The sequence below is a fragment of the Chryseobacterium sp. KLBC 52 genome (assembly GCF_003347605.1).
GTDB lineage: Bacteria > Bacteroidota > Bacteroidia > Flavobacteriales > Weeksellaceae > Chryseobacterium.
The window spans coordinates 24831-45448 of record NZ_QDFZ01000011.1; the positions used below are offsets into that span (position 1 = coordinate 24831).

The 20618-nt window shown below is 36.8% G+C and carries 18 protein-coding genes; 7 read left to right on the forward strand and 11 right to left on the reverse strand.

Features of this window, described 5'->3' with window-relative positions; all coding sequences use genetic code 11:
* Window positions 1–5 precede the first annotated feature (5 nt).
* The 3 genes from DDF69_RS12950 to DDF69_RS12960 all read right to left on the reverse strand — a co-directional run bounded on the left by DDF69_RS12950 (window position 6) and on the right by DDF69_RS12960 (window position 2436).
* On the reverse strand, window positions 6–920 hold the full coding sequence (locus DDF69_RS12950) for a ribonuclease Z (protein WP_114821153.1): 915 nt from the start codon (window positions 918–920) through the stop codon (window positions 6–8).
* A gap of 68 nt (window positions 921–988) precedes the next feature.
* Window positions 989–1564 (reverse strand): RdgB/HAM1 family non-canonical purine NTP pyrophosphatase, encoded by a 576-nt coding sequence (gene rdgB, locus DDF69_RS12955; protein ID WP_373428000.1) that lies wholly within the window; start codon window positions 1562–1564, stop codon window positions 989–991.
* Between the two features lie 41 nt (window positions 1565–1605).
* On the reverse strand, window positions 1606–2436 hold the full coding sequence (locus DDF69_RS12960; protein ID WP_114821154.1) for a CPBP family intramembrane glutamic endopeptidase: 831 nt from the start codon (window positions 2434–2436) through the stop codon (window positions 1606–1608).
* Window positions 2437–2544: 108 nt separating this feature from the next.
* Between DDF69_RS12960 and DDF69_RS12965 the strand changes: the two genes are divergently transcribed.
* The 4 genes from DDF69_RS12965 (at window position 2545) to DDF69_RS12980 (ending at window position 7117) form a co-directional block, all read left to right on the forward strand.
* The gene (locus tag DDF69_RS12965) at window positions 2545–3237 is read left to right on the forward strand and encodes a hypothetical protein (RefSeq protein ID WP_114821155.1); all 693 of its coding nucleotides are present in this window, start codon (window positions 2545–2547) and stop codon (window positions 3235–3237) included.
* Between the two features lie 13 nt (window positions 3238–3250).
* Window positions 3251–3961 (forward strand): hypothetical protein, encoded by a 711-nt coding sequence (locus tag DDF69_RS12970; protein ID WP_114821156.1) that lies wholly within the window; start codon window positions 3251–3253, stop codon window positions 3959–3961.
* A 162-nt stretch (window positions 3962–4123) separates the two neighbouring features.
* Entirely contained in the window at window positions 4124–5719 is a 1596-nt protein-coding gene (locus tag DDF69_RS12975; RefSeq protein WP_114821157.1) for a peptide chain release factor 3, read from the forward strand.
* Window positions 5720–6172: 453 nt separating this feature from the next.
* Window positions 6173–7117, forward strand: a complete 945-nt coding sequence (locus tag DDF69_RS12980) for a DUF4349 domain-containing protein (protein ID WP_114821158.1) — start codon at window positions 6173–6175, stop codon at window positions 7115–7117.
* A gap of 265 nt (window positions 7118–7382) precedes the next feature.
* Here the strand turns inward: DDF69_RS12980 and DDF69_RS12985 are convergent, their stop codons facing one another.
* Together DDF69_RS12985 and DDF69_RS12990 are read right to left on the reverse strand one after the other, a co-directional pair.
* Window positions 7383–7748 (reverse strand): hypothetical protein, encoded by a 366-nt coding sequence (locus DDF69_RS12985; RefSeq protein ID WP_034695305.1) that lies wholly within the window; start codon window positions 7746–7748, stop codon window positions 7383–7385.
* Between the two features lie 22 nt (window positions 7749–7770).
* The gene (locus DDF69_RS12990) at window positions 7771–8910 is read right to left on the reverse strand and encodes an acyl-CoA dehydrogenase family protein (RefSeq protein WP_034695304.1); all 1140 of its coding nucleotides are present in this window, start codon (window positions 8908–8910) and stop codon (window positions 7771–7773) included.
* 345 nt (window positions 8911–9255) lie between these two features.
* On the opposite strand from DDF69_RS12990, the gene DDF69_RS12995 reads away from it, so the two are divergent.
* Window positions 9256–11034, forward strand: a complete 1779-nt coding sequence (locus DDF69_RS12995) for an AMP-dependent synthetase/ligase (RefSeq protein WP_114821159.1) — start codon at window positions 9256–9258, stop codon at window positions 11032–11034.
* Window positions 11035–11098: 64 nt separating this feature from the next.
* Here DDF69_RS12995 and DDF69_RS13000 read toward each other — a convergent pair whose 3' ends face one another.
* From DDF69_RS13000 to DDF69_RS13020, 5 genes are all read right to left on the reverse strand, one after another.
* Window positions 11099–12058 carry a hypothetical protein gene (locus DDF69_RS13000; protein WP_162800930.1) on the reverse strand — a complete coding sequence of 320 codons (960 nt, stop codon included), beginning with the start codon at window positions 12056–12058 and terminating at the stop codon, window positions 11099–11101.
* 512 nt (window positions 12059–12570) lie between these two features.
* A complete protein-coding gene (locus tag DDF69_RS13005) occupies window positions 12571–13530 on the reverse strand; it encodes a hypothetical protein (protein ID WP_114821161.1) in 960 nt (319 codons plus the stop codon).
* Between the two features lie 405 nt (window positions 13531–13935).
* Complete coding sequence (locus DDF69_RS13010; RefSeq protein ID WP_114821162.1) at window positions 13936–14712, reverse strand: zinc ribbon domain-containing protein; 777 nt, start codon at window positions 14710–14712, stop codon at window positions 13936–13938.
* 2 nt (window positions 14713–14714) lie between these two features.
* Window positions 14715–15812, reverse strand: a complete 1098-nt coding sequence (locus DDF69_RS13015) for a Nif3-like dinuclear metal center hexameric protein (protein ID WP_114821163.1) — start codon at window positions 15810–15812, stop codon at window positions 14715–14717.
* 131 nt (window positions 15813–15943) lie between these two features.
* Window positions 15944–16792, reverse strand: a complete 849-nt coding sequence (locus DDF69_RS13020; protein ID WP_228411989.1) for a hypothetical protein — start codon at window positions 16790–16792, stop codon at window positions 15944–15946.
* A 249-nt stretch (window positions 16793–17041) separates the two neighbouring features.
* Here DDF69_RS13020 and DDF69_RS13025 point away from each other — a divergent pair, with 249 nt between their 5' ends.
* Together DDF69_RS13025 and DDF69_RS22080 are read left to right on the forward strand one after the other, a co-directional pair.
* Window positions 17042–17869 carry an ion transporter gene (locus DDF69_RS13025; protein WP_114821165.1) on the forward strand — a complete coding sequence of 276 codons (828 nt, stop codon included), beginning with the start codon at window positions 17042–17044 and terminating at the stop codon, window positions 17867–17869.
* Window positions 17870–17912: 43 nt separating this feature from the next.
* Window positions 17913–18071 carry a hypothetical protein gene (locus DDF69_RS22080; RefSeq protein WP_156106430.1) on the forward strand — a complete coding sequence of 53 codons (159 nt, stop codon included), beginning with the start codon at window positions 17913–17915 and terminating at the stop codon, window positions 18069–18071.
* Between the two features lie 183 nt (window positions 18072–18254).
* On the opposite strand, the gene DDF69_RS13030 is transcribed toward DDF69_RS22080, so the two are convergent.
* The gene (locus DDF69_RS13030) at window positions 18255–20579 is read right to left on the reverse strand and encodes a fibronectin type III domain-containing protein (protein WP_114821166.1); all 2325 of its coding nucleotides are present in this window, start codon (window positions 20577–20579) and stop codon (window positions 18255–18257) included.
* Window positions 20580–20618: the final 39 nt, after the last annotated feature.

Sequence of the window (20618 nt, forward strand, 5' to 3'; positions counted from 1 at the left end):
TCATTCTAAATCTTTACACTCTCCAATGCTTTTGGTAAAAATGTATTGGGAAATATTTCTCTCGCTTCATCAGTAAATACGGTCAGATCTCCATATCTGTTAGAAAAGTGGCCTAAAATCAGTTTTCCAACCTGAGCTTTCTGAGCAATGGTAGCTGCTTCCAAAGCTGTGGTGTGGCCTGTATAATCTGCCATTTCCTTCAAATCATGTAAAAATGTAGATTCATGATACAGAACCGTTACATTCTTAATAATAGGAATCACACTTTCAAGATAACGGGTATCACTGCAAAATGCATAGGATACCGATGGAGCCGGATCAACAGTCAGAATTTCATTTTTAAGGACATACCCATCGCTTAGTACAAAGTCCTTCCCTGCTTTGATATTGTGATAATCGCAGGTTTCAATTTCGCTGTACTTGGCAATCTCTTTCATATTGAGATGCCTGTCTTTCGGTTTTTCTTTAAAAAGATACCCATTACAGTATATCCTGTGATCCAACGGAATAGTGTATACTTCTATCCTGTTGTCCTCGTATATTTTTTCAGAATAATCTTTATCCAGTTCATGATAAACCACTTCAAAACCCCGGTGGGTTTCTGTGATCTGAAAAATGGTTTCCAGCATCTTCTTAATACCTTTAGGACCATAAACATGCAAAGGCATATCTCTTCCTAACAAACGGAAAGAAGCTATAAGCCCCGGAAGTCCGAAGCAATGATCTCCATGAAGATGGGAAATAAAAATATGATTGATTTTTGAAAATCTTGCTTTTGCCTTTCTCAGCTGTACCTGTGTACCTTCTCCACAATCGATCAGAAAGAGTCTTTCTTCCATTTCCAGCAGCTGTGCTGTGGGTGATGTATTGATGGTTGGAATCGCAGAGTTAAAACCTAATATTGTTAAATAAGTACTCAAATCAATAATTTATGATAACAAATGTACAACAGAAAATATAAATGGGGATTTCGCCCTGATATTTAAACTTAATCAGTTACTTTTAAAAAATCCATAAATAGGTCTAATGCCTGTTTACGGTGGCTGATTTTATTCTTGTCTTCAGGATCCATTTCAGCAAAGGTTCTTTCGTATCCTTCAGGAACAAAAATCGGATCATATCCGAAACCTTTGAAGCCTTTATTTTCCGTCAATAAATTTCCATGAACTCTACCTTCAAAATATTGAGCGCCATTTTCATCATAATAACACAGAACCGTCACAAAATAAGCTTTTCTATTTTCAATTCCCTGCATTTCTTCCAATACCTTTTCGATATTTTTTGCGAAATCATGATCTCCGGCATAACGGGCTGAGAAAATCCCAGGTCTTCCATCCAAAGATTCTACGACCAAACCGCTATCATCTCCCAAACTTGGAACACCTGTTTTTTCAAAGCAATATTTGGCCTTGATAAGAGCATTGGCGTGAAAAGAATCACCATCTTCTACAATTTCTTCGTGAATATGATAATCGGTAAGGCTTTTCACCACGCAATCACTTCCCAGGATCTGTTGGATTTCTTCTTTTTTATGTTCGTTGTGTGTAGCTACTAATAATTCCATTTCTATATTCATTTTCAATTTTACTTTTTTAATCAGGTTACTTACATTTCAGCATAATGTACTTTATACTTTTTCATAAAAAGATAATAGAACAAAGAGAAAAGTACAATTCCAACAGCTAGTACAAGCCATTCTGAAACATGAAGAACCTTTGCAAAACTTTCATCTTTACCATAAAGTACCAATAATGACAGGGTTAAATTATTAAACGCATGCAGTAATATCGGCATCAGCAAAGACTTTGTTTTATGATAAACCAATCCCAGTACACAACCCAGCATTACAGCGCTGATAAACTGCCATGGATTTCCATGAACCACCCCAAAAATAATGGAGGCATACAGAATCGCCTTCCATGGTTCTACTCCTTTATTGATCAATCCTTTCTGAATAATTCCTCTGAAAATAATTTCCTCAAAAACCGGTGCCATAATAACGGTCATGATAATCATTACAACAGGATTATCTGTCAATTGGCTCATCAGCTGGGTAAAATATTCATAAAATTTACCAAAAAAAGGTCCTGTGGTTGGGATCTGAGCGGCAATAAATTCGGAAATAAACATCATCCCGGCCATCATTGGAAAAATGAGAAGGTAGGTAGAAAAATTAACCGATGATAAATTGAAATTAAGCCTCTTTTGAGTGGTACGTCTTACAATGAAAAAATCGAAGAAGGCAATAGCTGTAAGGAATCCCACAGAATTCGCTACCATCAGAAACCAGTCTTTTAATTCGATATTTTCCCGGAAAACAACTTTCCATAAAGTGCTGAATAAAGAAACAGCCATTGTTCCCACGAATAATCCAACTACCAAAACGACACCGCCAAACCATGTGAATGTAAACTTCGGATATTTGCTATTTTCCATCCTTTTTCTGTAAAAGTTTATGAGAAACAAAGATAATTTTTTTGACTGCTACAGGCAACTAAAAAAGGAATTTCTTATTTTCGCTTCTTTATCCATGAACATCACAAAATGCATACAGAATTTCCATTCCAAAGAATTGAGTCTACAACCAACAGATTGATGACTGTTGTTCTGAATGCCCTTTTCTTTGTGATCTTTATTCCTTTCACTTTGCTTTTTGTTTTAGGACCTGCTTACGGAATTTACAAAAAAGGATTTGAAGCTATGCTATACCCTGCCCTAGTTGGCTGGGGACTTTCATTGGTAATTCTGATTCCTGTTATCCGCTATTATATGATCAAAAGGGAAAAATTAGCCCGTAGGATTGTGGTGGATGAAACCGGACTTTTATTTTATAATTCAAGAAATGAAATTGTGGATCAGATCCTCTACACAGATCTCCGGCCTTCAAAACAGAATTTTGATATTTATACAGTCAATCCCGTGGGATCAGGTATTGCTCCTTTACTGGAAATAACAATCTTATCTGATAAAAAAGAAGAAACTCCAAGACGTATTGATATGAATCTTCCTTTAAAAGTGGTAAAAAACAAATCTACTTTGTATGCCCGTTTCCTATACGGCATTGTTACTTTCCGTCCTGATTTGAAGATAGACCCTCTCGTTTTCCGAAGCTATTGTATTGATACAGAAACCTGGAAAGTGAACAGCAAAGGGATTTCGTTGGGAGGCTGGCTTTTATTTCTGGCAGCACTTATTATGGCGGCACTTATATGCGGGTTTGTATTTTTGTTAACTTAAGCTAAGAATTAATATGATTGAAAAATTCCAGACCATAGAATCCAAAATCAACACACCCATTACTTATTTTCTCATGGGAATTCTCTGGATTTCTGTTATTCTGATTATGGTGGTAATCGGGGTTGTTTTCAATCTTATTTACCATAATTTCAGTCCATATTTGGAACATGATCCTGGTATCTTTTTCACACTTCTTATTGCCCAACTGCTTCTTATATTTTGTTGTATCGCTTTGATAATGGCTTTAACGTACAGAAAAAAACAAAAGATCCGAAAAGCCGTTGTGGATGAAAAAGGAGTTACTTTCTATAACAACCGGAATGCAATCATTGAAACCATATTATATCACGACCTTCAACCAGCGCAGAACTCATCCACCGATGTACATGTTTTCAACACCCAGACCGTAAAATCTGGCAAAACAACATTGCAGGTCTACCTGAAAAATAAAGCTGGAGAAATCGGACCAACACGTGTTGATTTCAATTTTGAACTGGTAATTGTAGGTAACCGATATGATCTGTACCGTCATTTTCTAAAAGGGATTCAACAGTTTCGTCCGGATCTGAAAATAAGTCAGCAGGCGATTGATCAGTACAATCTTAGTTCAGAACCCCAAAAAACAGAATTGGGGATTTTTGAATATATCATGGCATCCATTGTTATCCTGATTGCTGCCGGACTGCTGTATGTTTTTATGTTGCTACTAAAAATAATAGTCTGATCAACTGCATTAAAAAAAAAGCCAGCTATTAAACGCTTCATCGCTATATTCGTCATTCTGAAACCTGAATATCCTTCTATTCTTCTGTCTAATTGATATTGTCTTCATTTAAATTTGAAAACCTCGTAAAAAATCACGATTTTTGCAACTTCAAAATACGATATGTCAGACTTAATCAAAGAAATACAAAAAAGAAAGACCTTCGGGATCATTTCCCACCCGGATGCCGGAAAAACAACTCTTACAGAAAAGTTACTTCTTTTCGGGGGAGCTATTCAGGAAGCGGGTGCGGTAAAATCCAACAAAATAAAAAAAGGAGCTACTTCCGACTTTATGGAAATTGAAAGACAGAGAGGGATCTCTGTTGCGACTTCCGTATTGGCTTTTGAATATAGAGACCACAAAATCAATATTCTCGATACTCCAGGCCACAAAGACTTTGCTGAGGATACGTACAGAACATTAACTGCTGTAGACTCCGTAATCGTTGTAATTGACGTGGCAAAAGGGGTTGAGGAACAAACTGAAAAACTTGTACAGGTTTGTAGGATGAGAAACATTCCGATGCTGGTTTTCATCAATAAACTGGACCGTGAAGGTAAAGATGCCTTCGATCTTTTGGATGAAGTAGAACAAAAATTAGGATTAACAGTTTGTCCTCTTTCTTTACCGATTGGTATGGGAAGTGATTTCCAGGGAATTTATAACATCTGGGAAGACAATATTCAGTTATTCTTGGAAGAGAAAAAGCAGAAAGTTGGAGATTCTATTAAGTTTGATGATATCAATGATACTGCTATTGACGATGTAATTGGTGAAAAAGCAGCCAAAACTTTAAGAGAAGAGCTTGATCTGATCCAGTCTGTTTATCCTGAGTTTAACCGTGAGGATTATATGAAAGGCGATCTTCAGCCGGTATTCTTCGGATCAGCTTTAAATAACTTTGGAGTACGTGAATTATTGAATGCTTTCATTGATATTGCTCCAATGCCACAGCCTAAGGAAAGTGATACCCGTCTGGTAAAACCTGAGGAAAGCACTTTCACAGGATTTGTTTTCAAAATCCACGCGAATATGGATCCTAAGCACAGAGACAGACTTGCATTCGTGAAGATTGTTTCGGGAACCTTCAAAAGAAACGAAAACTACTTACTGGTAAGAGAAGGTAAAAAAATGAAATTCTCCTCTCCTAACGCATTCTTTGCAGATAAGAAAGAAGTGGTGGAAGAAAGTTTCCCTGGTGATATCGTTGGTTTACATGATACAGGAAGTTTCAGAATCGGAGATACATTGACTGGCGGAGAAAAACTAAGCTTCAAAGGGATTCCAAGCTTCTCTCCTGAACATTTCCGTTATATCAATAACAACGATCCGTTAAAAGCTAAACAATTGGCGAAAGGTATTGATCAGCTGATGGATGAAGGGGTTGCGCAGTTATTTACCCTTGAAATGAACGGAAGAAAGATCATTGGAACGGTTGGAGCCCTTCAATACGAAGTTATCCAATATCGTCTAGAGCATGAATATGGTGCAAAATGTACTTATGAACCGCTATCTATGCACAAAGCATGTTGGGTAGAAGCTGATGAAAAGTCTGAAGAATTCAAAGAATTTGCAAGATTAAAGCAGAGATTCCTGGCAAGAGATAAATACAATCAATTGGTATTCCTTGCAGACTCTTCTTTCACAATTCATATGACTCAGGAGAAATTCCCGAATGTGAAATTACACTTTATCAGTGAGTTCAGAGAAAATTAAGAAGTAAACAGGCAAAATCGCAAAAAGCGAAATTGTTCGAAATATAGATCCGCAGACGTTTTCTGCGGATTTTTTTATAATATATCGTATGAAACCACCCCGTCAAAAATTCTTTGAATTTTTGCCACCCCTCCAAAGGATGGGAATTTCAGTTTTCCGAACTAATATTTGGCGAGACGACAAAATGTATGGATAAATTCAGCGTTCTGTTTGCCATTCCGTAGGAATCCAAATCCATAAATAATAAAATCCTGTTATTAAATGCTGCATTACGAAGTATAAATTCTTTTCTCATCCCATCAAAACTCAGAAAAACATTTTGTAAATCTTTTGTAAAACAAATACAAAATATTGAAAATACAACAGTTATAATTTTACCAGCACAATACATTTCATTTACAATCTTTACAAGAACTTCCCTTCTAATTTTACTTCATCAAAAAAATTAATCTTATGAAAAAGTTCATCTTACTCGCTGCTGCAGCAAGCACTTTCATTATGTGTAAAAAAGCGGAAGCTACACAGGATAAAATACATGAAGCCATCCATTCAGCCGACAGTGCGGCTACAGCTGCTACAGAAACCGTTGAAAATGCCAGTAAAACAGTAAACCAGGTTATGGATTCTGCCAATATTAAAATAAAAGATTTTGAGAATACTAAAAATGACATCCAGGAAAAGATAGAACACACCTCCAAAATGGTAGATTCTTTATCTGATAAAATGGCCAATACAAAACTGGAATCAAAAATTGAGAAAAAAGATTCTATAACAAAGAAATCTGAGAAAGTTGCAGTAAAAACTCCCGCTCCGAAGGTTATTAAAGAAACCAAAATCATTTATAAAGAAAAGCCTAAGAATGACAGTTACGAACTGAATATGCCTAAAGATAAAATGGTAAAATCAGGATATCTTTCTATAACCGCAGAGAATGTGGAAACGGTAAAGGAAATTATCCGGGAAGAAGCAAACAGAAATAACGGGTATATCAAAAGTGAAAATCTGTCTTATGTAGAATCAGCCAGCCCTCATGGAGAGGATCAAAAAATATACAGTCTGGATATCAAAGTTCCTATGCAGCATTTTGATGGGTTAATGGATGCCATCAACAGCAATGTTGGAGATATTGATACAAAAGATATTCAGGTTTCGGGGCGTAACTATACGGACAATGCGATCTGTACGATCAATGTAAATATCAGTGAGAACACCAAAGCAGAAACAGAGCCTAAAACTTTTGGTGGAAAATCACTGGCAGCCATTGAATCCGGCTGGGATGTGATCACTTCCATATTCCTGTTTATTCTTCCATTATGGCCTTTATTCCTGATTGCCGGTATTGGATATTATTTCTATAAAAAGAGAAACAAAAACATTCCAAATAACGATTCTCACTAGGTTTCAATCTTTACTCAGCGCAGATTTTTAATATTTTTTTAATGAGGTTTAGAATTGAAGTTCGATACTAATGTTTAATTTTATCAAACGTTAAAAAAGTGCTTGCTTATTAGAAAAATAACTCTTAACTTTAAGTATAAGCAAAATGTAAAGAATCTTCGTTGTAAGACAGGGTTCAAAAGTAAATTAGGAAATTTTATTTCATATATTAATATTTTGTGATTTGGTGTAAAATAAGGCCCTCAAATTGAGAGCCTTATTTGTTTTATTTCATATTCACTACTTTATCTACAATGAACTTTGTGTTTCCTCTCCAGGGAAGTGCACCATTGTACTCTTTGTAATGCAGGTCAAAAGTTTTACCGCTGTTGGTTTCCAGTTGTTTGAAAACTTCGGGGTCATCTACAGAAAATTCAAACTCATAGCTTGTAATAGTTCCTGTTTTTCCTCTTCCAAAGCCTTCCTGAATCAGCTTGCCTTCATAAGTTTTGAAGACATATCCTTTTTTCATAGCATAGTTCAGGTATCCGGATTTTACTCCTTCTCCGAAAACAAAATAGTACTTATACCAGACAAATACGCCCAGTAACAGCAGTACAACCCCAAGGGTGATCCACAAAGATTTTTTCATAGGTAGTGTGTTTTATAAAATGTTATTTTGCGATGCTTCTGGAGATCACGATTTTCTGAATTTCAGAAGTTCCTTCATAGATCTGAGTGATTTTTGCATCTCTCATTAATCTTTCTACGTGATATTCTTTCACATATCCGTATCCACCGTGGATCTGCACTGCTTCAATAGTAGTATCCATTGCTACCTGAGAAGAGTATAGTTTTGCCATAGCTCCACTTTCAGAAATATCTTTTCCTGCATCTTTTTCACAAGCCGCTTTGAAACACAGCATTCTTGCAGCAGTAATCTGAGTAGCCATATCCGCCAATTTGAATGCAATCGCCTGGTGGTTGATGATTTCAGTTTTGAAAGCTTTTCTTGTTTTAGCATATTTCAATGCCAGTTCGTAAGCACCTGAAGCAATACCTAAAGCCTGAGAAGCAATACCGATTCTTCCTCCGTTCAATACTGCCATAGCAAAGTTGAACCCGAATCCGTCAGCACCGATTCTGTTTTCCTTCGGAACTTTTACGTTATTAAAGATCAAAGAGTGAGTATCACTTCCTCTGATTCCTAATTTGTCCTCTTTTAATCCGATTTCAAATCCTTCCCATCCTCTTTCAACGATGAAAGCATTGATTCCTTTGTGCTTTTTCTCAGGATCTGTCTGTGCAATTACGATATAATAAGTAGCTGTTCCACCATTGGTGATCCAGTTTTTGATACCATTTAAAAGGTAGTAATCTCCTTTGTCTTCGGCAGTAGTTTTCTGAGAAGTTGCATCAGAACCTGCTTCCGGCTCAGATAATGCAAATGCTCCAATTACCTGTCCGCTTGCCAGTGGAGTAAGATATTTTACTTTTTGCTCTTCAGAAGCGAATTTTTCAAGACCGGCACAAACCAATGAGTTGTTTACAGACATCACAACAGCTGCAGAAGCGTCCACTTTTGCAATTTCTTCCATAGCAAGTACGTAAGAAACGCTATCCATACCTGCACCGCCGTATTTTGGATCTACCATCATTCCTAAAAGTCCCATTTCTCCCATTTTCTTCACCTGTTCTGCAGGGAATTTCTGGTCACGGTCTCTTTCAATCACTCCAGGTAAAAGTTCGTTCTGTGCAAAATCTCTTGCTGCCTGCTGAATCATCAGCTGTTCTTCCGATAAATTAAAGTCCATAAAAAAAATAATTAGATAGCCGTAAATTTACACTTTTTAAGCAAATCTGAAAAAATAAATTAAAAGCGGAAAAAAGGGAGGTTTGGGGAGGTTTTATGATAATGGATACGCGTTTGGGGATCCGGGATAATGGGTTGAGAAGGCAATATAAAAAACCTGGAGAAAAATAAACCATTATAAAAGAATCATTGAAAATATAAAATCCCTGCTTCAGGGCTTCCGGCCTTCTTTTTGATTCAAACTGTTATGGCAAGCATTTAACTAATTTCTAATTCTTACCTTCGGATGGTTTCAATTAAAAAAAATGCTTATATTTAAATTTCTTTATAAATTACGTAAAAAATCATGACGATCAAGAGATTATTCGATATTCCACACTATGCTTTAGAAAAATATCCTAAAACGGATATGTTTGTAACCAAATATCATGGGGAGTGGAAAAAAACTTCTACACAGGAGTTTATTAATGAGGGAAATAAGATATCCAGAGGATTATTGAAACTTGGTATAAAACCGGGTGATAAAATTGCTTTGATTACAACCAATTCGCGCACAGAATGGGCTATCATGGATTTTGGACTTTCTCAGATCGGCGTTGTTTCGGTACCGGTTTATCCGAGTATTTCTCCTGAAGATTATGAATTCATCTTCAATAATGCTGAAATTCAGTATTGTTTTGTTTCCGATAAAGAGCTGTTGAATAAAGTAATGAAAGTAAAACACAATATCCCGAGCTTACAGGGTATTTTTACTTTTGACAATATCAGTGGAGCAGCCAACTGGAGAGAAATCCTGGATCTGGGTAAGGATGAATCTACCCAAATTGAAGTAGATGACCTTTCTAATGCGATTAACACAGAAGATCTTGCCACAATTATTTACACTTCCGGAACTACAGGAAGACCGAAAGGAGTAATGTTGACGCATAATAATATTGTTTCAAACGTATTGGGAGCTATCCCAAGAATCCCCAAGAAAAGAAGTCTGGATTATAAGGAAACAAGGGCATTAAGCTTCCTTCCCATCTGTCATATTTTTGAAAGAATGCTGTTCTATCTTTATCAGTACAACGGTTTTTCCCTTTATTTTGCTGAAAGCATCGAGAAAATGGGTGAAAACGTAAAAGAAGTGAAGCCTCATTATATGACTGTAGTACCAAGACTGGTAGAAAAAGTATATGACAAAATCTACAATACAGGATCTTCAGCCGGGGGATTAAAATCTAAAATTTTCTTCTGGGCACTGAATCTGATCACCAAAAAGAAAACCATCTCAAAACCATCCGGACTTCAGGAAATCATTGCCGACAAGCTTGTATTTTCTAAATGGAGAGAAGGTTTAGGCGGTGAAATCGTAACGTTGGTTTCAGGGTCTGCAGCATTATCCACAAGGCTCAACCTGATGTTCCAGAATGCTGGTATTCCGATTCTTGAAGGCTATGGTTTAACAGAGACATCACCTGTAATCTCTGTGAACAGTTTTGATAAGATGAAAGTGGGAACTGTAGGAATTCCATTGGATAATTTAAAGGTTAAAATTCAGGAAGATGGTGAAATTACGGTAAAAGGTCCGTCCGTATTTAAAGGATATTTCCAGAATGAGGAAATGACAAAAGAAGCATTTACAGAGGATGGATTCTTCAAAACCGGAGATATAGGACATATCGACAGTGACGGATTTTTACAGATCACTGACCGTAAAAAAGAGATGTTCAAAACTTCCGGAGGAAAATATATTGCCCCTCAGACGATTGAAAACTTAGCGAAAGCTTCAAAATTCATAGAGCAGATCATGGTGGTAGGTGATGGTGAAAAAATGCCATGTGCCCTGGTACAGCCTGATTTTGAATTTGCAAAAAGCTGGGCGATGAGAAATAACCTGAACATCGGCACTACACCGGAAGAGATTGCAAAAAGCCCTGAATTGAAGCAAAGAATTGAAAAGGAAATCGAAGGTATCAATGAACACCTTGGAAACTGGGAGAAAATCAAAAAAATTGAGCTCACTCCTGAAGTATGGAGCATCGAAAGCGGTCTGCTTACTCCAACGCTAAAACTGAAAAGAAAAGCCGTAAAAGAAAAGTTTATGGCTTTATACAACAGGATGTATGATCATCATGAATAAAAACAGAAACCGCTTCTACAATGAAGCGGTTTTTTTATCTGCACAAATTATTTTCCATTCTCGTTTATAATTTTTTCAGACTGAAATGGCGGGCCTCAGAAACACCGGCAGGTGCCTGTGACTGCACTGTTCCTGTAGCAGAGTCAAAAGCCCCTCTATACATCGTTAAATGAATAACATCACCTGCTATTAAATTTACCAGGCAATGGAATGAAACGGGTGTATTTCCAGCACCAGCAACAGCCTGTCCAATATTTGCACGGGTACCGGCAATAACGTTCGCTGCACCTATTCCATTTTTTGTAATACCCAGATTAACGCCAATGTAACTGCTGGTGCCTGTAGTACCTCCAGCTCCGAAATAGGACAAAGCATCCAGTTCATAGATACCTGTTTCATTTATAACAAAACGGTTGTTTGCAGCATCCCATGAAGCAGTTGAGCCTTGATTAACCTGTACTTCGCCGGCAGTAAAAGGCAGTACTTGTGGAATACCGGAATTAAAATTAGCAGTCGAGGGTAAATTATAAGTAGAGTTTGTTGACATACTGATAATAGTATTAATAGAAGTAGTCGGATTGATAACTATGGCTTCCCAGGTGACTACACCTCCTGCATCTCCGTTACTTATTAGCATGACAAACCATCCCTGTCCTAAACCAATGGATGATACGGGAAGACCTGTCTGATTATCGATCAGCTCACTTCCATTGGCTGTTATGGTAACATTGAAACTGCCTGTGTTTTTAATATAATATGTCCGTCCTTTAATATGGCCTTGTGCGGGGTAAGCCACCGTAGCTGCCGGCAGCGTTATGGTACCGGTAGAGCCTCCGTTATAAGCTACATAATAATCAGTAATACTCATATTGTAATCCGCAGATATCAGACGGTATTGCGCCGAAAGACTTCCGTTGATTTCCAATGTACTTCCGGGATTGACTGTATTAATACCAACATTCCCTAACTGCCCTAGAAGGCAATAACTTAAAAGAGATAAAAACCCCATTAATAATTTTTTCATGATATATAATTTTTTGGTTGTGTATAATTTGAATATCAGAATGCACAAATGATATTATTTTATACAAAATCATTTTTGATTATATGAATGAAACTATAATTAATAGTATTTTATTCTTTTGATGATCTATAAAACTGAGTTGCCTGTTTATCTGCTACTGAAGCTCGTCTATTTATTCTAAAATACACAAAACTTCACATACTTCATTAAAACAAATATACAAATAAATACAATATGTTAAAAATGTTTCAAATATCACCTGCTATACTTTAAAAAAATACAGACACTACGATTAAAAACAAATATGATTTCACCCTGTGTCCAAAAACCACCGAGACACACGACACAAAAAGCGTACTGCTTACTTCAACTCTAAAACTGAAAAGAAAACCCGTAAAAGAAAATTTATTGGTTTGTACAATAAATATGTATGATCATCAGGAATAAAAGCAGAAACCGCTTCTACAATGAAGCGGTTTTTTATTTACAGAAAATATTCTTCCTTCATCTGCTTATAATTTTTTGAGTGTAAAATGACGGGATTCAGATACCCCCGAAGGAGCCTGTGACTGCACTGTTCCCGTAGCAGTATCAAAAGATGCCCTATACATCGTTAAATAAATAACATCACCAGCAGCTAGATTGACCAGACAATGGAATGAAATAGGTGTATTTCCGGCTCCGGCAATAAGCTGCCCTATATTTGCCCGGGTACCGGCAACAACATTGGATGCAGCCGTTCCATTCTTTGTAATACTAAGATTAACTCCGATGTAACTACTTACTCCCACAGTACCACCCGCTCCGAAATAAGACAGAGCATCAAGCTCATAAATTCCCGTTTCATTAATGGCAAAGCGGTTGTTTGCAGCATCCCAGGAAGCAGTTGAGCCTTGATTAATCTGTACTTCACCGGCAGTAAAAGGCAGTACCTGCGGAATACCGGAATTAAAGTTAGCCGTAGAAGGTAAATTATAAATCGAACTTGATGACATGCCGACAATCGTATTAATAGCATTATTTGGATTGATCACTATGGCTTCCCAGGTGACCACAGCCCCTATGTTACCATTACTAATCAATATTGCGGACCATCCCTGCCCCAATCCTATGGATGATACGGCAGTACCTGGCTGGTTGTCTATCAATTCACTCCCGTTGGCTGTTATGGTAACATTAAAACTTCCTGTATTTTTAATATAATACACACGTCCTTTGATATGGCCTTGTGCAGGGTAAGCCACCGTAGCTGCCGGCAGTGTTATAGTACCAGTAGAGCCTCCGTTATACGCTACATAATAATCTGTAATACTCATATTGTAATCTGCAGATATCAAACGGTATTGCGCTGAAAGACTTCCGTTGATTTCCAATGTACTTCCGGGAGTAGCTGTATTAATACCAACATTCCCTACCTGCCCTAAAAGACAACAACTCAAAAGAGATAAAAATCCCATCAATAATTTTTTCATTACATATAATTTTTTTTGGGTTCTACATACATTAATATCAGAATATCCAAATGATATTATTTATAAAAAAATCATTTTTGATGATGTAAATGAAACTATATGAATAGATATTTTACTTTTGTGATAATCTATAAAACTGAGTTGCGTATTTGTCTTCTGCTGAAGATTGCATTATTAAAAAAAACACAATACTTCCATATTTTTTATTACAACAAATATACAAATAAATACAATAAATTGTTTATAATTTAACATTTTAACAATTAATTGAAATAATCAATAACAAAAAGAACAAATAAGTATTATTTTAACTTTTACGGCTAATTTTCAAAACAAAATTCCATAAAACGCAAAAAAAAGCTGTTTCATTTCTGAAACAGCTTTCGTATAAGTCAAAATCAATAATTAGAATTTAATTACAGATTTCATTTTTTCGTTTTCTTCCATTACCAATTCATCATCAACAAGGATTTTTCCAGAGTGCTCATCAATAATGATTTTCTTTCTCTGAGCGATTTCCATTTGCTTTTGAGGAGGGATAGTGAAGAAAGATCCTTTCGGAGCTCCTCTTTCTAATCCTACTACAGCAAGACCGTTGATAGAGTTGGTTCTGATTCTGTTGTAAGAAGCCAATAATCTCTCATCAATTTTCCCTGCGAATTCTTTAGACTGCTCTAAAAGATATTCTTCTTCTTTCTGCGTTTCAGAGATCAGACCATCCAATTCTTCTTTCTTGAATTTCAAGTGGCTTTTCAAATCATCGATCTTAGAGTTCAGTTCGCTTAAAGTTTCGTTTTTGTGAGCAATTTTAGCTCCGAACTCTTTAATTCTTTTTTCAGCAAGCTGAATTTCCAGATCCTGGAATTCCATTTCCTTCCCTAATGCTTCAAACTCTTTATTGTTTCTTACATTATCCTGCTGAGATTTGTATTTCTCAATTAAAGTTTTAGCATGGTTAATCACTTCATGCTTTGTTTTGATCTGATCGTCCTGATCTTTGATATCAGCATGAAATTTTTCAGCTCTTTTTTCAAGACCTTCAATCTCAATTTCAAGATCTTCAACTTCAATTGGCAATTCTCCTCTAGTATTTCGGATTTCATCCAATCTTGAATCAATGATCTGTAAATCGTATAAAGCTCTTAATTTTTCTTCAACTGAAATATCGTTGGTTTTTGCCATATTTAAATGAAATAATTTACTGGGTTTGTTTTTTCAATAGATTTTGAAATTGCAAATGTACTAAATTTTTGTGATAAAATTTCAAATAATTGTTGAGTAACAAATTGTTCTGATTCATAATGTCCTATATCACAGATCAGCATTTTAGACTCAGCCAGAAAATAGTCGTGATATTTAAGATCTCCGGTAAGGTAAGCGTCACATTTCCTGGCAGCTGCAGATCTTATTCCGCTTGCCCCTGAACCTCCCAGAACGCCTACTCTTTTGATTTTTTTATTGTTAAAAGAGGAATGTTTTATCACTTCCAGACCAAATTTTTCTTTTACCCATCCAAGGAAATCTTTTTCATCCATTTCCTCCTCCAGATCCCCGTACATTCCCAATCCGGCATGATGATTTTTATTATCCAGATGATACACCTGATACGCTACTTCTTCATACGGGTGGGCTGTCTTCATTGCTCCTACAATCTGCCCTTGTTTAAAATCTTCAAAAATGACAGAGATCATATCTTCATCTGCATTTTCGCGTACTCCCTGCTGTCCTGAAAACGGATTTGAACCCTCTACAGGTCTGAATGTTCCGTTACCATTTACTGTAAAACTGCATTCATCATAAAATCCGATATTTCCTGCTCCGGCCGAGAACATGGCTTCTTTTACTTTTTCTGAATAGTCTTTAGGAACAAAAACCGTTAATTGTTTTAAATTATTTTCCTTAGGCTGAAGAATCTTCATGTTCTTTAGTCCCAACTGAGTGCATATCCCGTGGTTCACCCCAAAGAAATCATTATCAAATGCAGTATGAACGGCATAAATGGCCACTTTATTTTCAATAGCTTTTAAAACAGCTCTCTCTACATAGTTCTTCCCTGTTAAAGATTTTAATCCCGAAAATATAATAGGATGAAAGCATACTATCAGATTACAATTCCTCTCGACCGCCTCATCTACTACGTTTTCCAGTGCATCATGGCAAACCAGAATTCCCGATACATCACGATCATAAACCCCACAGAGCAATCCTACATTATCAAAATCTTCGGCCTGTCTGATGCTGATTTCTTCTTCAATCTTTGCAATTACAGTTTTTAGCTTCATTAATTCATATTTTACAGTTACAGCGAAGATATTAATTTTACTAAAAATCCGGAAAAAATTTAAACAGCAAAAAAAACCGGCTTTCGTAAACCGGTTTCATTTGACACTAAAAAAGGAATTAGATTAGACTGTTAATCTTTGAAAAGCGATACTCTTGTAAAGGAATCTACTACCACACCACAGTTGATATCGGATTCCATAAAAAGCTGATAACCTCGTCCCGGATCAAGACTCGCAGGGTCCGCAATGGTATAGAAATAAAAGGTAAGAATGTTACCTGTTCCACTGGAGCCGCTTGGAACCAGCTGGATAGAGTTAATTTCAAAACCGGAATCGGGATTTTTAAAAGTAGCTTTTATGGATCCTGAAGAGTTGGAACCCGGAGTAATTGTAGCAATTACTCTCCAAAAATGAACCTGCCCGTTAATTTCATTTTCTCTCCATTTACCGCTAGCTGCAATATAGATATTGCTCGTAACTCCCGGAAATGGAACAGTAGTTTCCGGCCAGCTTGTAGTAGGGCTTGCTGCAAAAACCAGCGGTGTGGCATAAAGCACCTGCTGTCTTGGGCCATAGCCGCTTCCTGAAGCACTTAAACTGAATGAGGGTTTTACATTTGCGTTTCCAGAATTTACTTTAACGACACCGTCGTTACCAGCCTGAGAAGATGTGGGAACAAAAAGCTGTCTCCAGAGGGTACCATCCCAATACTGGAAGTTATTCGTTGTCGTATTAAAAATAAGGGTTCCTGCGGTAAGGTTTGCGTTTACTACACCTGCAGGAGGTACTGTGGAAACGTCATTATCAGCCAGGTTGGTATCCCGGTCAGTATCAGTAAGGCGAGGAATGAGAATTCCTTTCTGGTTGGAAACTATATCCAGTACTGAAGCACTATTTGGTGTAACAGTATTAATCCCAACCTGAGCATACGAAATACTGTTTATTAAAAACAGTAGTAAGAAGGTTAAAATTTTTCTCATGATATAAAGCTTTTGTAGAATAAAATTACAAAGTTGAATCATAAAAATGTTAAAAAAATAATTTTTATATGTCATATTTTATTCGTATTTTACTAATTATAACATATTGTAAATCATTAAATTAATACAAAATAATTCACTTTTACATGATACTTTTTCCATTAACATTTGCAGGATTCTTTTAACAATCATATATTTACTGTATACTTTATGGAAATTATTAACTTCGCTGTGAAATAACCTATATAAATGGAAAGAGAACATAATCTGATTCCCGAGGACACGCTTTGGAAAAGATTCCTTTACCGGATAATTTATCGCTCCGATACGAAGCTTGGAAAACTCTTCGATATTATATTATTGTCTTTAATTCTTGCCAGTACTGCAATTATTATGATGGAAAGTGTACCTAAGCTTGATAAAAGATTCCATTATACCTTTCTGATTCTTGAATGGATTATCTCTATTTTTTTTACCGTGGAATATTCGATGCGGATTGCTGTGGTAAAAAATAAACGGAATTATATATTCAGTTTTTTCGGAATTATTGATTTTCTGGCTCTTGTTCCTTTCTTCCTTAGTTTTTTCTTTCCCATTACCAAGTATTTTCTGATTTTCAGGATGCTGAGAATGCTGAGAATTTTCAGGATTTTCAATTTACTGGATTTTATGAACGATGGATATTTAATTGTAAGGGCTTTAAAAAACAGTTCAAGAAAAATTTACATCTTCCTGTTGTTTCTGATTATTTTTTCGGTTATCGTAGGCTCGCTGATGTTTATGGTGGAAGGCGGAAGACAAGGCTTTGAAACCATACCACAATCAATATACTGGGCGGTTGTTACCGTAACCACAGTGGGCTATGGTGATGTGTCGCCTATTACACCTTTAGGGAAGTTTTTCGCTGTTGTTCTGATGCTTGCCGGTTACTCCATCATCGCAGTTCCTACCGGTATTGTAACAGCAGAAATGAGAAACAAAAGACAAAACCTTGAACTGGTATGTGAACGCTGCGGAAACGATGATATTGACGATGATGCAAGGTACTGTAAGAAATGTGGCAAGAAATTAGCTTAATATTTGGTATAAATAAAATTTATTCACCAAATACCACAAAATCATGGAACCAAAAAAGAAAAACAGACCGAATAGCTTAGTGATTATTCTTTTTGCGCTTATAGTGCTGATGATCATCATCTACTTTATATTAGCAATGTTCTTCCCCACTGTTTTTGACCTTATGAATAAAGGAGAAATACAGCCTGTACCCAATAAATGATAAGTAATGAGGTAAGTATGGAAAATAATTTCTGATCAACAAGAACAATACGAAAAAATAAAAAGATGAGTGAAGTATTTCACTCATCTTTTTTAAAAATTTTTCAAATCAGATTCTATTGATATGGATAAAAAAAGACGGATCATCAATGACCCGTCTCCCTTTTTTATTTAAATGAATGAATTATTTTTTAATGGCTTTGATGGTCTGCTTAGATCCATCTTTCATTTCAAGTGTTACTAAATACACTCCCTGCATTAAATCTCTTAAATGGATCGTGGCTTCAGGGTTGGCGATTGTTTTTACTAATCTTCCTGTAGCATCTGTCACAGATACATTTTTTACATTTTTCACATCAGAGATATTCAATACATCCGTAAATGGATTAGGATACACCTGAATATTATTTTTTGCTACAGTCACTTCAGAGGTTGCCAGGTTAGCATTGTTAATGCTGATATCGTCAATATACAGATTATACTGGTCCGGATCTGAATACGCATTAAATCCAAAGAAATACACTCCGGTTGCAGGAACTGTAAATGTTACAGATTCTGTATGAGCCATTTCATCATTGATTGAAGGGTAATCTGCGATAGAACCCGTCATTGCAGCTGCTTCGGGTGAAGTTCCAAACGCAACTTTCAATTTTTCAACATAGGTTGACGAGTTGTTCCCATATTTATAACTAATGGTATATTGTACTCCCGCTGTCAAATTCAGCCCTTGGGTAAAGAACCATGCATTACCGGAATTGGAAGAATTATACTGGTATTTCAACACATTGGTAGTGAATCCCTGGCTATCGGAAGGAGGATCCGTTGTTTTCCAATCATTTCCTGTTCCTGCATTCACATTCACTGTACAGCCAGGCAGATCCGGAACAGTAACGTTTTCAAAATCTATGGTGTAAGGAAGATTTGCACTTGAACATAATGTTGTAAAGGCAACATGATCACTCCATGCGCTTTTACTTGTTGCACTACATGCAGATCTCACCCATACATAATACATCGTAGAAGGAGCTAAACCAGGAATATTATAAGTAGTTGCAGTAATTCCTGTAAAATTAGGTGTACTTGTTGCTGTAGGTGCTGTATTGGTTGTACTGTAATAAATATCATATCCGTTGGCAGGAACCGGAGTAGCTGCAGCCCACGAAACGGTAGCCCCTGCAGCTGTTATATTGGAGACAGCCAGTGCATTAGGTTCGCTACAAGCCGGAGCGACATCTATATTAATATCATCAACATATAATTGATTCATATTAGCATCAGAATAGGCCTGGAATCCAAAATAATAAATACCTGTAGTGGTTGGTGTGAAGTTCACAAAGGCACTTGTTGCTGTGCTGACAACAATACTCGAATGGTCAGCTAATGTATTGGTCATTCCCGCACTTGTAGCTGAAGTTCCATAGGCAACTTTCAGTTTTTCTTCATATACGGTTCCTTCTGCGTTTGCATATTTATATTTAATTCTGTAGGTTACCCCTGCTGTAAGATTAATACCGTTGGTGAAAAACCATGTATTAGCATTATCAGCATAATCATAAGAATACTGAAGAACATTTCCTGTGAATCCCTGAGCATCCAGATCACCTGTTTCCCAAATATTTCCTGCCCCATCATTAACTACCGAAGTACAAGTTGGCATGTCAGGCGGGGTTATGCTTTCGAAATCCAATGCATACGGCACTCCCACAGCAACACATGATGTCATAAATGTTGCCATTTGAGACCATGCACTCTTATCTGAAGAACTGCAAACAGAACGCACCCACACATGGTAAGTGGTAGCTGGTACCAGTGAAGGCAGATTGGCAGTTAATGCATTGCTTGTCCCGGAAACCACTGTAGTAGCAGTAGGATATGTACTGGAAGTGGAGTAATAATATTCATAGCCGCTTCCCGGTGCAGAAGAAGGTGCCGTCCATCCAACCTGAGCAGAATTGGCAGTAACAGCAGATACCGTTAAAGCAGATGGTGCAAAACATGTTGGAACAGCCCCAATTACTACCGTATAATCATGAGCTTCTCCATACCCATCTGTATTACATGGAACAGGATCCCCGGAAAACCTGTCTCCCACTCTCATTCTGTAAGTACCAGGAGTAACAGTAGAAGGAATTGTTATAAGTCCTGAGGTAATATTGTCAGCCCCTACGGGAGTGCTGCTTGCAGAAGCTACCAGCTCCGGAGCTGCATCATCAAAAGTTCCATCGTTATTAAAATCTATCCAGATGCGAACATTCTGATCACTGTAATCATGCTTGACACTGAAATCATAATTTAAACCTGCACTTAGGTTGATCGTCATAGAAGTATAATCTCCATATGCATTAGCGGAACAACCTGTATTGGAATGATCAAATCCGGCACCCGGAATTGCAAAAGTATCTATCATATCCCCTCCGCTACAGCCACTAGCAAATGCAGGTGTACAGTAGGTCTGCGCAGAGGATAAAAAGCCGGTTATCAAGAAACCAACGAGTAAAAAATTTTTCATATAAATCAATATTAGTTACTCAAATCTAGTGAAAATCAG

Bases quoted from the DNA above. Each gene is read 5' to 3' on its own strand.
- DDF69_RS13015 (WP_114821163.1), bottom strand. From the start codon at position 15,812: ATGAAGCTAAAAACTGTAATTGCAAAGATTGAAGAAGAAATCAGCATC.
- DDF69_RS12975 (WP_114821157.1), top strand. From the start codon at position 4,124: ATGTCAGACTTAATCAAAGAAATACAAAAAAGAAAGACCTTCGGGATC.
- DDF69_RS22080 (WP_156106430.1), top strand. From the start codon at position 17,913: ATGGAACCAAAAAAGAAAAACAGACCGAATAGCTTAGTGATTATTCTT.
- DDF69_RS12960 (WP_114821154.1), bottom strand. From the start codon at position 2,436: ATGGAAAATAGCAAATATCCGAAGTTTACATTCACATGGTTTGGCGGT.
- DDF69_RS12980 (WP_114821158.1), top strand. From the start codon at position 6,173: ATGAAAAAGTTCATCTTACTCGCTGCTGCAGCAAGCACTTTCATTATG.
- DDF69_RS13010 (WP_114821162.1), bottom strand. From the start codon at position 14,712: ATGGCAAAAACCAACGATATTTCAGTTGAAGAAAAATTAAGAGCTTTA.
- DDF69_RS12985 (WP_034695305.1), bottom strand. From the start codon at position 7,748: ATGAAAAAATCTTTGTGGATCACCCTTGGGGTTGTACTGCTGTTACTG.
- DDF69_RS12995 (WP_114821159.1), top strand. From the start codon at position 9,256: ATGACGATCAAGAGATTATTCGATATTCCACACTATGCTTTAGAAAAA.
- rdgB (WP_373428000.1), bottom strand. From the start codon at position 1,564: ATGGAATTATTAGTAGCTACACACAACGAACATAAAAAAGAAGAAATC.
- DDF69_RS12990 (WP_034695304.1), bottom strand. From the start codon at position 8,910: ATGGACTTTAATTTATCGGAAGAACAGCTGATGATTCAGCAGGCAGCA.
- DDF69_RS13020 (WP_228411989.1), bottom strand. From the start codon at position 16,792: ATGAGAAAAATTTTAACCTTCTTACTACTGTTTTTAATAAACAGTATT.
- DDF69_RS12965 (WP_114821155.1), top strand. From the start codon at position 2,545: ATGCATACAGAATTTCCATTCCAAAGAATTGAGTCTACAACCAACAGA.
- DDF69_RS13000 (WP_162800930.1), bottom strand. From the start codon at position 12,058: ATGAAAAAATTATTAATGGGGTTTTTATCTCTTTTAAGTTATTGCCTT.
- DDF69_RS12970 (WP_114821156.1), top strand. From the start codon at position 3,251: ATGATTGAAAAATTCCAGACCATAGAATCCAAAATCAACACACCCATT.
- DDF69_RS13025 (WP_114821165.1), top strand. From the start codon at position 17,042: ATGGAAAGAGAACATAATCTGATTCCCGAGGACACGCTTTGGAAAAGA.
- DDF69_RS13030 (WP_114821166.1), bottom strand. From the start codon at position 20,579: ATGAAAAATTTTTTACTCGTTGGTTTCTTGATAACCGGCTTTTTATCC.
- DDF69_RS13005 (WP_114821161.1), bottom strand. From the start codon at position 13,530: ATGAAAAAATTATTGATGGGATTTTTATCTCTTTTGAGTTGTTGTCTT.